The organism is Tianweitania populi (genome assembly GCF_014652875.1).
GTDB lineage: Bacteria > Pseudomonadota > Alphaproteobacteria > Rhizobiales > Rhizobiaceae > Tianweitania > Tianweitania populi.
Genome location: NZ_BMZQ01000001.1, coordinates 1,240,616 through 1,253,674, shown reverse-complemented (window position 1 = coordinate 1,253,674; position 13,059 = coordinate 1,240,616). Strand labels below are relative to the sequence as shown.

Genomic DNA, 13,059 nt, shown 5'->3' with positions numbered 1-13,059 from the left:
GCTAAAGTGGCTGGACTGATTCACAAGGAAGTCTGGAGAAGCGCCTTCTCCGGCTCGAAGTGAGCATACGCGCGCGGCGAAGCGACATCGCCGCGCGTCTTTTTTCCCCGTGGCGGAGGCTCTGTCAGGAGCTTCATCAAGATTTCGCCACAAAGCGGGAACCGCATTGCGTCCGGATGATTGTAGGAGCGGCTTCATTGCTCACACTTCATCATTCAAGGGACCAAATTATGAAGAAGCTTCTTTCCAGCGCCGCCATCGCCACCATGATCCTCGCCACCGCTGCTTGCACGACCGGCAGCGGCAGCCGTAGCCAGACAGACACGCAGTCGGGCGGTTCTACCGCCACGGCGGAGCGCGCAGAGAAGGGCGTACCGACCCAGGCCGCCGAGTAAACACTCCGCGTTTAGACATTAAGGGCCGCATCGCGCTGGGCGTGGTGCGGCTTTTTGCTATCTAAATGGATCTGAGACCGAGGAGACGCCGATGCCGTTCAGCGAAATGAAGATCAAGACCGCCGATGGGGAGGCTGATGCCTGGCTGTTCACCCCCGATTCACGCCCGGAACCGGTGGAAGCCGGCGTGATCGTTTACATGGACGCCTTCGGTCTGCGACCCGCCATGAGCGAGATCGGCGAAATCCTGGCCAATGCCGGCTATGTCACGCTGATCCCCGACCTGTTCTACCGCAACGCGCCCTATGGCCCATTCGATGCCAAGACCGCCTTCAAGAACAAGGACACGGCCAAGGAATTGCGTGGCATCATGAGCAGCACGACGCAGGCCATGACCATCAGCGACACCGCCGCTTTTCTCGATACGCTGGAAGGCGAGGGCGCCAAGTCGATCGGTACGGTGGGCTACTGCATGGGTGGTCCGCGCGCCCTTAACGCCGCCGCGCGTTACCCGGATCGCATCGCAGCAGCCGCCAGCTTCCATGGCGGCAATCTCGCCAGCGACGCCGAAGACAGCCCGCACAAGGCAGCGAACAAGATCAAGGGCCGCGTTTATGTCGGCTCAGCCGGCGTCGACAAAAGCTTCCCGCCGGAACAATCCGCCAAGCTGGCGCAGGCTCTGCGCGAAGCGGAAGTGGATCATATCATCGAAAACTATGTCGGCATGCAGCACGGCTGGGCCGTATCTGACCATGATATCTATGATGCCGAAGGTGCCAAGCGCGCCTGGAAGCGCCTCTTCACGTTGTTCGAAGAAGCGCTCCACTAGACATCGGTGTTAGCCCCGGCGGCGCCGGCGTCCGCCGCCTTCACCTGAGGGTGCTGCACCGCTCTCGTCGGCCTGCTTGTTGCGAAGCGGGCCGATACGGCTGGTGATGGTCTCGACGGTCGGACGCTCGGCCTTGGTATGCCCGTCAATCGCCTCGCGCATAGCCTTCAGATGGCCGAACGACGTCCCGCAGCAGCCGCCGATGATCTTTGCGCCGCCATCCATTGCAAGGCGGGCATAATCGGCCATCAGTTCCGGCGTGCCGGAATAATGGATTTCCGTGCCGTGGAATTCCGGAATGCCGCAATTGCCCTTCACGATGATAGTCGCGTCCGGCTTGGCACTTGTCATGTCGAGCAGCGAAGACAGAATGTCGGATGCCCCAACGCCGCAATTCGCCCCAACCGCGCGCGGTTCTTCAGACAATCCGTCCGACACGCCGTGAATGTCACGCGGATGCAGGCCCATCATGGAGCGGCCGGCCGTGTCGAAGGACACGGTGTAGGTATAGGGCAGGCCCACCTTGATCGCCGCGTCGGCGGCCGCACGAGCTTCCGCTGGGGCTGACATGGTTTCGATCCACGCCACATCGACGCCGCCCGCCTTCAAGCCTTCCATCTGCTCGACAAAGGCATCCACCGCCTCGTCATAGGTCAGCGCACCAAGCGGCTCCAACAGCTCGCCCGTCGGTCCGACCGAGCCGGCCACGATCACCTTGCGACCAGCCTTCTCGGCCACTGCGCGCGCGATCTCGGCGGCTTGCTTGTTCAGCTGATGGACCCGGTCTTGCGCATGATGCAGCTTCAGCCGGTGGCGCGTGCCGCCAAAGGAGTTGGTGAGGATGATATCGGCGCCGGCATCCACGAAACCCTGATGCAGGTCGGTGATCTTTTCCGGCTGCGTTTCGTTCCACAATTCCGGCGCTTCGCCGGATTCCAGACCCATGTTGAACAGGTTCGTGCCGGTTGCGCCGTCTGCAAGCAGAACGCCCTTTTCCGCGAGCAGTGCATCGAGCGGATTGGCCATGGTGGTCTCCGGTGTCATGAGGTGGAAGAAGACATAAGGAAATCTTTATGTCCGGTCAAGCGAGCTGGTCGTGCAACCGGCGTGCAAAGCCGGCCGCTTCATGAGCATGAACCTGTGCGGACCTGATCAGCGTATCGAAATGCCGCGTCAGCGTCCGCACCGGCTCCGTCGCATTCAGCACCAGATAGATGTCACCGACATAGATCGCCGCGCGCATCGAACCGAACACGGTGTAGGGGATCGAATAGCGCTCGCGCCCGTCATACAGGAACAGGCGGAAGCTCGGATAAAGATCGTCCAGCAGTTGCGCCATATGCGCCAGCTGCTCTCTGCGGTCCGGTTCAGTAAAGTCCGCCCAGATACCCATGCCCCGAGCAAATATCTCCAGCGTGTGGCGCGGCATGCAGACTTCCATATCCGTTTCCGGCCGCCGGCTGTAATCGATGCGCGACTGTGTTTCGTCGATCTGGATCTCGCTGTTGCGGTGGGAGCGGGCAGATTCGTAGGCGATCAACGCTTCGGTGCGCAAAAGGTCGGGAATGCCGGCCGGCACATAGCGGATCTTGGTGCCCGCTGCTTCCGCATGCCAGCGCGCCAGCAGTGCGCGATCGTTGCCGCCGAGCCCTTCTTCCATCTCCATGTTGACGCGCAGCTCGCCCGTCAGCCCTTCGTCCTGGCTGAGACCCAGCAGCCAATCCAGCGAGATCTTGTGCTCGGCCGCAATGTTCAGCAGCGTTTCGGCGCGGGGCAGACGCGTCGTTGCGCCTGACAAGAGCTGCGACAATGCCGATCGGTCCAGGCCAACATTGGCGGCGAAAGCCGACTGGTTGAGCCGCGAACGCTGAAGCAGGATTTTCAGCCGTTCGCGAAACAGGGAGGATAGGTCGCGCTTGTCCATGACGGGCAGACTACAGGAATTTTGTTCACTTCCCACAACAAACGAAAAGTTTGGTGCGCAGAATAAACCTTTGTGCGCAAATTCTTCGTTGCGGCTCAGCTGTCCGGTTGGCAGCATTGTGTCAGGGAGTCGGGGAACTCCTCAGCTGATTTGAGGGACAGTCATGGCGAGCAGCCCTGTTGCCGCACGAAAACGTGCGCCCAAAATCGAATGGCCGACTTTGGCGCTGATCATTGCCTGCTACGGCGTATGGATGGTCGCCGGCCTCCTGCTCTGGCCATCGTACCCTGTTGCCGCGCTGCTGGTTTTGGCGATTGCCGTCGCCATGCAGTCGTCGCTGATGCACGAAGCCAGCCACGGCCATCCGACGCGCAAGGCGATCCTCAACGAGACCCTCGTCGGTCTGCCGATCGGCCTCATCTATCCCTACCGACGTTTCAAGACGCTGCATCTGCAGCATCATGCCGACGAGAACCTGACCGATCCGTTCGACGACCCGGAAAGCTATTACCGCGCACTGTGGCAGCACCGGAACCTACCGCGCGCGCTGCAGCTCCTGCTAGCCGTCAACAACACGATGGTGGGCCGCTTCATCCTCGGCCCAGTGCTCGCCAACGTTGCCTTCATCGCGACCGACCTGAAGCTGATCGCGGCCGGCAACAAGGCGGTGCAGAAGGCGTGGCGGCATCATCTGATCGGCCTGGCCTTCGTGCTGCCGCTCGTGCAGTTCGGCTTTGGCCCGCCGCTCTGGCTTTACGTTCTGGTGCCGGTCTGGCTCGGCCAATCCTTCATCGCCATCCGTACCTTTGCCGAACATCAATGGTCGGAGCGGCCGGACGGGCGCACCGTGATCATCGAGCGCTCGCCGCTGTCGCTGCTTTTCCTCAACAACAACCTGCACCTCGTGCACCACAAGAACCCGACCGCTGCCTGGTACAAGCTGCCGTCGCTTTACAAGGCGCGGCGTGAGGAATGGCAGCGCATGAACAATGGCTATGTCTTCCCGAACTATTTCGCTCTGCTGAAAGCCTATGCCTTCACCGCCAAGGAGCCGGTCATCCACCCCTTCCTGCGCCGCGCTCCCGAACTCGGCCGCGCCTTCCGCCCGCGCATCCGCGCCCGTTCGGTGCATGGCGCGGGCACGGCGCCAGTGCCGGCACAGCCGCCGAAAGAATAGTGGCCGTACCATTGCATCGTCCAGATGAAAGGCGGACAAGGCCTCCATGTCCCTGATGGCCGCCCTTCCGATGTATGATTGGTTCGAAGTCCACCATGAGGTGGATGCGCAATGGAAGGTGGTCCGCGACCGCCTCCGCCGCGAAGGCATCGACGCGCCGGATGCGCTGACGCGCGATGTCGATCTCGCCACTCTTTGGCGCGACCCCAACCTGATCTTTGCCCAGACCTGCTGGGGGCCATTGGAGCTAGGGCTGAGCGAGGCGGTGATCGTGCTTGGTCAATCCGATTATTCACCCTTTGAGGGCGGCTCCGGCCCGCTCTACTCCAGCGCTTATCTGATGCGAAAGGGCGAGGGATCGCCGGTTCAAGCGCCTTCGGGCAATGAAGCTATCGTCCCGCTCGATCTCCTTCGTGGCCGCCGCTTCATCTACAATTCGGAAGACTCGCTGTCGGGCTTCATCAGCCCCATGCGCGATCTCCAAGCCTTGGGTCAAAGCATCGAAATCTTCTCGGAAGCGCGCGCTAGCGGGGCCCATCGCGAGTCCGGCCTGGCGATTGCGCGAGGCGATGCGGATGTCTGCGCCTGCGATTGCCGAAGCTGGTCGCTGTTCCAACGCTTCGAGCCGGAAGCGGCTGCCAAGCTCCATCCCGTCGGCTGGACGGCCAAGCGCACAGGCCAGCCCTTCATCATGTCTCCGGCTTTGCAGCGCTACGAAGCCACGGTGCGCGCTGCCATTGCGGAAGCCGGCATGTTCGCTGCGGAACTTCCCGGAGCTCCGCGGGTTGCCTAGGCAAGAACCCGCATGGAGATCGTCATGGACTTTTCATCCGTTTGGAGCCTGGCAACCGTGCTTGGCCCGCTCATTCTCATCATCGTCATTGCCTACGCCCTGATCCGTCGCCGCCGCTTGACGCCGACCGAACGCGTTGCGCAAAAAGACGCAACAGAGCGCGGCTATAACGAACCCGAGCAGATGCACTGACACGAACGCAAAAGGCGAGACCACAGGGATCTCGCCTTTTCTTTGTGGGACGGAAGTGCTGCCTCAGCCGCGCATCTTTTTACCGGTTGGATCAAACAGCGGCTCGACATTGATCCGCGCCTTGCAGCGCTTGCCCAAGATCTCGATCTCGAACAGGCCTTCGCTTTCGTCTTCCGCCAGGGCTGCGGGCACATAGCCCTGCGCCAGCGACTTACCGACGTAATGGGCATAGCCGCCCGACGTCACCCAGCCCACCACGCGCCAGTCACCATCCCGCAGACCCAGCACCGCCGACGCATCGCCATCCGTTTCGGGCGAGGGCGACTTGGTGGTGGCAGCAATCGCCGCCCCCGTGCTGTCGAAACGCGGCGCACCATAGCCATGCGGCTTGTCGACGGTGCCGTAGTCGGTGTCGCCGATCTTCGCCCAGATCGGCTCGTCGCCCATCACGTCGGCATCCACAGCATCCACGATCATCGACACCCTGCGCAGCTTCGGGCCGTCCGCGAACTCCTTGGCCGCGGCTTCCCGCCCGATGAAGTCGTTCTTTTCCAGCTTGATGAAGCGATCCATCCCGCCCTCGAAGGGACCGTAGATCGGCCGCAGCTCGCGATACCAGGTCGGGAAGTTCTTCTCCAAGCGCATGGACAACAGCGCCCGCATGCCGAAGTCGACGATGCCGAACTCTTCACCCGCGTCCTTGATCGCCGCATAGACCAGCCGCTCGTAAGCCGGCTGCATCCAGATTTCGTAGCCGAGATCGCCGGTATAGGAGATGCGGTTGACCATGCAGGGCGCGCCTCCCACCGCCATCTCGCGGAAGTCCATAAAGCGGAATGCGCTGGATGAAACATCGATATCCGTAAGTTTTGCCAGCAGTGCCTGGCTCTTCGGTCCGGCAATGGCCAGACCCACCAGCGTCTGGTCAAAGCGATGGATGCTGACCGATCCGTCCTTAGGCAGCCGAGCCTCGAACCAGCGCATGTGATACTTCTGCGCGGCCGACGAGCCCCAGATCATGAAGCGCTCGCTGCCCGCCTTGGCGCCCATATTGGCAATCGTGAAGTCGCCGATCAGCTTGCCGAACTCGTTCAGCATCGGCGTCAAGACGATGCGGCCGGGCTTCGGCATGCGGTTGGTCATGAGGTGATCGAGAAAGGCCCGTGCGCCTGGACCCGACACTTCATACTTCGCGAAGTTGGCAATCTCGGTCACGCCAACCCGTTCACGCGTCGCCCGAACCTCGTTGCCGACATGCTCGAAGTCATTGGAGCGGCGGTAAGAAACGATGTCCTTGGGCTCGGTGCCTTCAGGCGCGAACCAGAGCGGTGTTTCGAGCCCCCAGCTGTCTCCCATAACGGCATTCTGCGCGACCATTCGGTCGAATAGCGGTGTGGTTTGCGCGGGTCGCGCGGCGGGAAGTTCCTCGTTCGGGAAGCGGATCGAGAAGCGGCGCGAGTAGTTTTCGCGCACCTTGGCATTCGTGTAGCGCAGCGTCGCCCATTCGCCGAAGCGCGCGACATCCATGCCCCAGACATCGAAACCGGGATCGCCGTTCACCATCCAGTTCGACAGCGCCAGCCCCACGCCGCCGCCTTGGCTGAAGCCCGCCATCACCGCGCAAGCGCACCAGAAATTGGTCAGGCCCTGCACCGGCCCGACCAGCGGATTGCCGTCCGGCGCAAAGGTGAAGGGGCCGTTGATGATCTGCTTGATGCCAGCCTTTTCGATGCCCGGAAAATGGCGGAAGCCGACTTCCAGCGAGGGCGCGATACGATCCAGATCAGGCGCCAGCAACTCATGGCCGAAGTCCCATGGCGTATTGACCGGCGACCAGGGTCTGCAGGCCTTTTCATAGGTGCCGAGCAGAACGCCGTTGCGTTCCTGACGGGTATAGATCTCGCCCTTGAAGTCCATCACGCCGATCATTTCGCGGCCGGTGGACTTGTTGAACTCCATGACCTCCGGAATGTCTTCGGTCAGGAGATACATGTGCTCCATGGCCAGCAGCGGCAGTTCGACGCCGACCATGCGGCCGACTTCGCGCGCCCACAACCCGCCGCAGTTCACGACATGCTCGCAGCGTACCGTGCCGTTGACGGTCACCACGTTCCAGGTGCCGTCGGCATCCTGCGTCAGTTCCGTCACGGGATTGCGCAGCACGATCTCCGCGCCGAGCTTCTGCGCCGCCCTGGCATAGGCATGCGTCGTGCCGGAGGGGTCGAGATGGCCTTCAACAGGGTCCCACATCGCGCCAACGAAGTTCTTCTCGTCCATCAGCGGGAACATGGCCTTCACTTCCGAGGGCGTGATCAGCTCGGTGTCCATGCCCAGATAACGGCCCTTGGCGTGAGCGAGGCGCAGGAAGTCCATGCGTTCGGGGCTATCCGCCACCATTGCGCCGCCGGTGAGATGCAAGCCGCAGGACTGGCCGGAAAGCTCTTCCAGTTCCTTGTAGAGCTGCACGGTGTAGGCTTGGAGCTTGGCGACGTTCGGATCGCCGTTCAGCGTATGGAAGCCGCCCGCCGCATGCCAGGATGAGCCGGAGGTCAGCTCCGAGCGCTCGATCAGCATTACATCGGTCCAGCCGGCACGGGCTAGGTGGTAGAGCACCGAACAGCCAACGACGCCGCCGCCGATAACAACCGCTTTGACATGAGATTTCATGGATTTACGTCCGTGCGATCAGAGTTTGAGTCAGGTGAATGATGTTTCGAGTCAGAAGTCGGTCGGCGCGCCGCCCTCGGCGCGACGCTTGTCCACGAAGGCGTCGAGCTCCTCGCGGATGGCCGGGTCCATGACAGGCTGTTCGTAGGTCGCGAGGCGCTCCTTGAATACGCGGTTCGCCTTCTCAAGCGCCGTCGGACTGCCGGCCTCGGACCAGCTTTCAAAGTTGCGCCAGTCCGAGAGAACCGGCGAATAGAACGCGTTCTTGTAGCGCGATTGCGTGTGCGGCGTTCCGAAGAAGTGCCCGCCGGGACCGACATCGCGGATCGCATCCACTGCCAAGGCATCCTCCGATAGGTCGAGCGGCGCGAGGTACTCGGCCACCATCTGCAGCAAATCGACATCGAGGATCACCTTCTCGAAGGAGGCGCGTAAGCCGCCTTCGAGCCAGCCCGCCGCATGCATCATGAAATTGCCGCCACCCTGGATCGCGCCCCACAGCGAGAACACGCTTTCATAGGCCGATTGCGCATCCACCGCGTTTGCCGCGCAGGTGTTGGAGGTGCGGTAAGGGATGTTATAGCGCCGCGCCAGCTGCCCGCCGACGATCTGCGCCTTCATATATTCGGGCGTGCCGAAAGCCGGCGCGCCCGACTTCATGTCAACATTGGAGGTAAAGCCGCCATAAGCCACCGGCGCGCCTTTTTTCACCATCTGCGCGAAGGCAAGACCTGCCAGCGCTTCCGCATTCTGCTGCACCAGCGCGCCGGCAATCGTCACCGGCGCCATGGCACCAGACAGCGTGAAGGGCGTGACCACCACGACCTGTCCGGCCGACGACATCTGGATGATGCCTTCCATCATCGGAATGTCGAGTTTCAGCGGCGAGTTGGTGTTGATGATGGTGAAGACCGAAGGCTCGCGCTCCAGCTGCTCGCGGCTGATCCCGCGTGCGATGCGCGTCAGCTCGATGCCGTCGACATTGCGCTCCTTGCCGAGCGAATAGATGTGGAACACCTTGTCGGTCAGCGTCGCCAGATCGCGGATGCATTCGAGGTGACGCACAGACGGGTGAATGTCGATCGGCTCCACCGGATAGCCGCCGGTCAGGTGGATGATGTTGTGCATCTGCGCCAATCGAAGGAAGTTTCGGTAATCCTCCTGGTTGCCAGGACGCCGCCCGCGATCGTTGTCTGAGCAGTTCGGGGCCGAAGCCACCATCGCAAATACGATGTTGTTGCCGCCGAAGGTCACGTTGTGCGCGGGGTTGCGCGCATGCAGCGTGAACTCGGACGGTGCATGGCTGATCAGTTCCAGGATTATGTCGGCATCGAACCGCACGCGATCCGAGCCCGGCTGCACATCGGCGCCGTGCTCCTTCATGATCTGCTTGGCGCCTTCATGCAGCACATCGACGCCGATCTCCTTCAGCACGCGAAGGGAGGCGAGGTGGATCGATTCGAGCTCGTCGTCGGACACAATTGTTGTCGGCGTAAACGGGATCCGCAGCTGGCGGAAAGCGGGCTGTTCGAAGGCACTCGCTCCACCGATGCGCTTGCCGGCGCGCCCTCCACGCCGCGCACGATCGGAGGAGGGCACGGTTTCGCCGGTTGCGGAGAGATCAGTCATGGGACGGCCTCGGTCGTCAGGATTCGCGGGAGCATCATGGCGATCCCGCCAGCCTGCGTGTGACAGGGCGACGACCAAAAGCGCGAGCAAAGCGACATGGGACGCTGCTCGCGCGGGAGGCATAGTGACCGACTGCGCGAGTTGGCCTGACTTTACGGCTGCCCGGTACCGCCATGCGCGCCGACTGCCGTGCCGGTGCTGAAGGTCGCTTCGCTGGAAGCAAGCGCAACATAGAGCGAGGCCAGTTCAGCCGGCTGACCGGCGCGACCCAACGACGTGTCCTGCCCGAACTCGCCCATCTTGCCTTCCAGCTGCCCGCCGGCCACCTGAAGCGGCGTCCAGATCGGACCGGGAGACACCGCATTGACGCGGATGCCCTTCTTCGCAAGCTGCTTGGCCATACCGCGCGTCAGGTTCTGGATCGCGGCCTTGGTGGAGGCATAATCGATCAGGTCTTCGCCCGGATCATACGAGTTCTGCGAAATCGTGTTGATGATCACCGAGCCGGCCGGCATTGAGGGAATGGCCGCCTTGCAGAAACGGAAAACGTGGAAGACGTTGGTTTCATAGGTCCGCACGAACTGTTCGTCGGAAATCTCCATGATGTCCGCTTTGGACTGTTGATAGGCGGCATTGTTGACGAGGAGATCGAGCCCGCCTAGCTGCTCGATGGCGTCCCGCACAACCTTTTCGCAAGCTTCGCGCGTACGGATGTCGGCGGGCAGGGCGACGGCCTTGCGTCCGGCATCGCGGATCAGCGCCACAACCTCCTGCGCATCGGCTTCTTCGTCGGGATGGTAGTTGATGGCTACATCGGCACCTTCGCGCGCAAAGGCGATCACGGCCGCTCGGCCGATGCCGCTATCGCCGCCGGTCACCAGGGCACGACGGCCCTCGAGCTTGCCCGATCCGCGATAGGTCTTTTCACCGTGATCGGGGCGCGGGTTCATGTCGCGTGCAAGACCCGGCCATGGCTGCTTCTGTTCCTTGAAGCGCTCGCGTGTGTAAGCGTCCCGCGGGTCGCGCAAAGCGGGGATCGCGCGTTCGGCCGCCTGCGCGCTGCTGGTTTGTGCCGCAGCAGACCCGCCAGTTGCCGCAGTCGCAGCCAGACCCATGGCCGTAGTGCCGAGAACGCTCCGGCGTGTGATCTTGTCGTTGGTGTCGGTCATGGCTGGTCTCCGCTGGGGTGAACAGCAGGAAGCATGGAGTTATGCCGGAAGTTCCAATCCATGCTGACGTTCGTCGGCGCCTGCTGTCAAAGCGCATTCGTGTCGCTGGGCCGATAGCGGCGCATAGCGAGCCGTGATAGCTGCCAGCACTTCGGTACGTCTTGCTGCTGCGCGAGTCGCGTTCGCGGGCCTGCTCGTTTGCTTTTCAGTGTTTATCGTGGCCGAAGAAGGGGAGCTTGTATCTGATGTTGCGACCCGATGCGGCGCCTGGGCCTGCCTTGAAGACACCGGTTCCCTGGCTGGCGATCGCGGCCGTTACGGCCACCGTGTCGGTGTTCGCAATTGCGCAGGGGCTGTCTTACCCGCTGCTCAGCTTCATTCTCGGGCGGCAGGGTGTGTCGCCGACGATGATCGGCTTGTCGGCGGCGATGTCGCCCCTCGGCATGATGATCGCCGCCACGCAGATCCCTGCGATCGTCAAGCGACTGGGCGGCATCATGACCGTCACCGTGTGTTCGCTTCTCTGCGCAACGTTGTTTGCCTTAATCGGGCTGACGCAGAATGTGTGGCTGTGGTTTCCGCTGCGATTCCTCTTGGGGATGAGCGTCATCCCGCTTTATGTCTTGAGCGAAGTCTGGATGATGTCCCTGGCACCGCCGCAACAGCGCGGGCGGTTCATGGGCGCTTATACCTCGATCATCTCGCTCGGCTTTGCGAGCGGTCCTGCGACGCTGGCGGTAATCGGCACGTCGGGCATTCTGCCCTTCTCGCTGGGCTTTTCGGCCTTCTTGATCTGCGGATTGTTCGTGCGGCTGGCTTCGACAAGGTTGCCGCCGTTCCACGAAGACGAGCAGCAGGGCACTGTCAGGCGGTTTCTGCCGGCTGCGCCGACCTTGCTGGCGGCGGTATGGGTGGCTGCCGCAACCGAAACCTCCATGCTCGCTCTGTTTCCGACCTATGGCCGATCCATGGGCCTGGAAGAACAACAGCTGGCCACACTGCTGACGGTCTTCTTCTTCGGCAATGTCGCCTTACAGATCCCGCTTGGGCTGTTGGCGGAGCGCCTGAGCGCGCGCGCGGTGATGGTGCTTTGCGCCTTATTCGCGACAGGCGGTTGCGCGCTCCTGCCCATGGTTCTCGGAACGCCTTTCCAGTGGCCGGCCATCTTCTTCTGGGGAGCCTTTTCCTACGGCATGTATACGATGTCCGTGATCGAACTCGGTCAGCGCTTTTCCGGCACGATGCTGGTGGCCGGTAACGCGGCGTTTGCGATGATGTGGGGCTTTGGCGGCATTGCGGGACCGCCGACGTCGGGCGGTTCGATGCAGGTCCTCGGTGCGCATGCCCTGCCTTTCATGCTGGGCATCTTCAGCACCGGCCTGCTGCTGCTTGGTGTCGTGCGCGCGCGGATGCGCTCGGCTTGAACTGAGGGTGTCTGCTGTTTTAGACCTTCATGGAAGCTGTGAGCAAGATCAGCTGGGACCATGTCCAAGGGATAGCCAGAGATGACCGAGCCGAAAGTCTATTTCGACGAGCCGTTGAACAATCCGCCAGAGATCCCGCCGGAACTCGACCGCTGGAACTGGGGCGCGTTCCTGCTTAACTGGATCTGGGGCATCGGCAACAGCGTGTGGATCGCGCTTCTGATGTTTGTGCCGCTGGTCAACATCGTGATGGTCTTTATTCTCGGCGCACGCGGTAGCCGCTTGGCCTGGAAGAACCGGGCCTGGCGCGACGCCGAGCATTTTCGCAAGGTACAGCGTCGCTGGGCGATCGCCGGCTTCCTTGTCGTCCTCCTGTCGATCGCCGCCGGCGTCGGGTTGGTATTCGGCACCATGGCGATCATGCGCAGCAGTGACGCGTACCAGATGACGCTGGATGCTGCGCGTAGCGATCCGCGCGTCGCGCAGGCACTGGGCGATGACTTCAGCGCATCGAGTTTCTTCACCGGCGGTGTCAGCACCAATGGCGACGGCACGGGTGGCGCTGGCTTCAACATTCCGGTGAGCGGCAGCAAGGGATCGGGGACGATCTTCTCGCAGCTTCATCGCGATGCTGATGTTTGGAAGATCGACAGGCTCGCGGTGACAATCGATGGCCAGGAGCCGATCGTTATCGTCGAGGATGGCCAGGAAGCGCTGCCTGGAACTTCGACCTGAAACCTGCAAAACGCAAAAACCGCGCTCGCATTCCTGCGATCGCGGCTTTGCCAGTGAAACGCTTGGCACTTCGCGAACAACACACAGCGAAGTTTACTGCTCCGGTACGCAGTACCTGATCCGGA

12 protein-coding genes are annotated in these 13,059 nt (G+C 62.1%); 7 read left to right on the top strand and 5 right to left on the bottom strand.

Annotated features, from left to right (window positions below; all coding sequences use genetic code 11):
- The first annotated feature begins 230 nt into the window (after nucleotides 1-230).
- Nucleotides 231-395 (top strand): hypothetical protein, encoded by a 165-nt coding sequence (locus tag IE166_RS06185; RefSeq protein ID WP_189502556.1) that lies wholly within the window; start codon nucleotides 231-233, stop codon nucleotides 393-395.
- A 91-nt stretch (nucleotides 396-486) separates the two neighbouring features.
- Nucleotides 487-1,224 (top strand): dienelactone hydrolase family protein, encoded by a 738-nt coding sequence (locus IE166_RS06180; RefSeq protein ID WP_189502555.1) that lies wholly within the window; start codon nucleotides 487-489, stop codon nucleotides 1,222-1,224.
- Nucleotides 1,225-1,233: 9 nt separating this feature from the next.
- Here the strand turns inward: IE166_RS06180 and bmt are convergent, their stop codons facing one another.
- Together bmt and IE166_RS06170 are read right to left on the bottom strand one after the other, a co-directional pair.
- Nucleotides 1,234-2,250 carry a betaine--homocysteine S-methyltransferase gene (gene bmt / locus IE166_RS06175; RefSeq protein WP_189502553.1) on the bottom strand — a complete coding sequence of 339 codons (1,017 nt, stop codon included), beginning with the start codon at nucleotides 2,248-2,250 and terminating at the stop codon, nucleotides 1,234-1,236.
- Nucleotides 2,251-2,305: 55 nt separating this feature from the next.
- On the bottom strand, nucleotides 2,306-3,148 hold the full coding sequence (locus IE166_RS06170) for a helix-turn-helix domain-containing protein (RefSeq protein ID WP_189502551.1): 843 nt from the start codon (nucleotides 3,146-3,148) through the stop codon (nucleotides 2,306-2,308).
- A gap of 163 nt (nucleotides 3,149-3,311) precedes the next feature.
- On the opposite strand from IE166_RS06170, the gene IE166_RS06165 reads away from it, so the two are divergent.
- From IE166_RS06165 to IE166_RS06155, 3 genes are read left to right on the top strand one after another with little or no spacing between them, the layout of a single operon-like run.
- Nucleotides 3,312-4,325: a fatty acid desaturase gene (locus tag IE166_RS06165; protein WP_189502549.1), complete on the top strand. Its 1,014-nt coding sequence runs from the start codon at nucleotides 3,312-3,314 to the stop codon at nucleotides 4,323-4,325.
- 55 nt (nucleotides 4,326-4,380) lie between these two features.
- Complete coding sequence (locus tag IE166_RS06160) at nucleotides 4,381-5,118, top strand: phosphate/phosphite/phosphonate ABC transporter substrate-binding protein (RefSeq protein WP_308430512.1); 738 nt, start codon at nucleotides 4,381-4,383, stop codon at nucleotides 5,116-5,118.
- 24 nt (nucleotides 5,119-5,142) lie between these two features.
- Nucleotides 5,143-5,310 (top strand): hypothetical protein, encoded by a 168-nt coding sequence (locus IE166_RS06155; protein WP_189502546.1) that lies wholly within the window; start codon nucleotides 5,143-5,145, stop codon nucleotides 5,308-5,310.
- A gap of 63 nt (nucleotides 5,311-5,373) precedes the next feature.
- Here IE166_RS06155 and IE166_RS06150 read toward each other — a convergent pair whose 3' ends face one another.
- From IE166_RS06150 to IE166_RS06140, 3 genes are all read right to left on the bottom strand, one after another.
- The gene (locus IE166_RS06150) at nucleotides 5,374-7,977 is read right to left on the bottom strand and encodes a GcvT family protein (RefSeq protein WP_189502544.1); all 2,604 of its coding nucleotides are present in this window, start codon (nucleotides 7,975-7,977) and stop codon (nucleotides 5,374-5,376) included.
- Nucleotides 7,978-8,028: 51 nt separating this feature from the next.
- A complete protein-coding gene (locus IE166_RS06145) occupies nucleotides 8,029-9,606 on the bottom strand; it encodes a trimethylamine methyltransferase family protein (RefSeq protein WP_189502541.1) in 1,578 nt (525 codons plus the stop codon).
- A 152-nt stretch (nucleotides 9,607-9,758) separates the two neighbouring features.
- Nucleotides 9,759-10,775: an SDR family oxidoreductase gene (locus tag IE166_RS06140; protein WP_189502539.1), complete on the bottom strand. Its 1,017-nt coding sequence runs from the start codon at nucleotides 10,773-10,775 to the stop codon at nucleotides 9,759-9,761.
- Nucleotides 10,776-11,020: 245 nt separating this feature from the next.
- Between IE166_RS06140 and IE166_RS06135 the strand changes: the two genes are divergently transcribed.
- Nucleotides 11,021-12,199, top strand: a complete 1,179-nt coding sequence (locus tag IE166_RS06135; RefSeq protein WP_189502537.1) for an MFS transporter — start codon at nucleotides 11,021-11,023, stop codon at nucleotides 12,197-12,199.
- An 81-nt stretch (nucleotides 12,200-12,280) separates the two neighbouring features.
- On the top strand, nucleotides 12,281-12,934 hold the full coding sequence (locus tag IE166_RS06130) for a cytochrome c oxidase assembly factor Coa1 family protein (RefSeq protein WP_189502535.1): 654 nt from the start codon (nucleotides 12,281-12,283) through the stop codon (nucleotides 12,932-12,934).
- The last annotated feature ends 125 nt before the right edge of the window (nucleotides 12,935-13,059 follow it).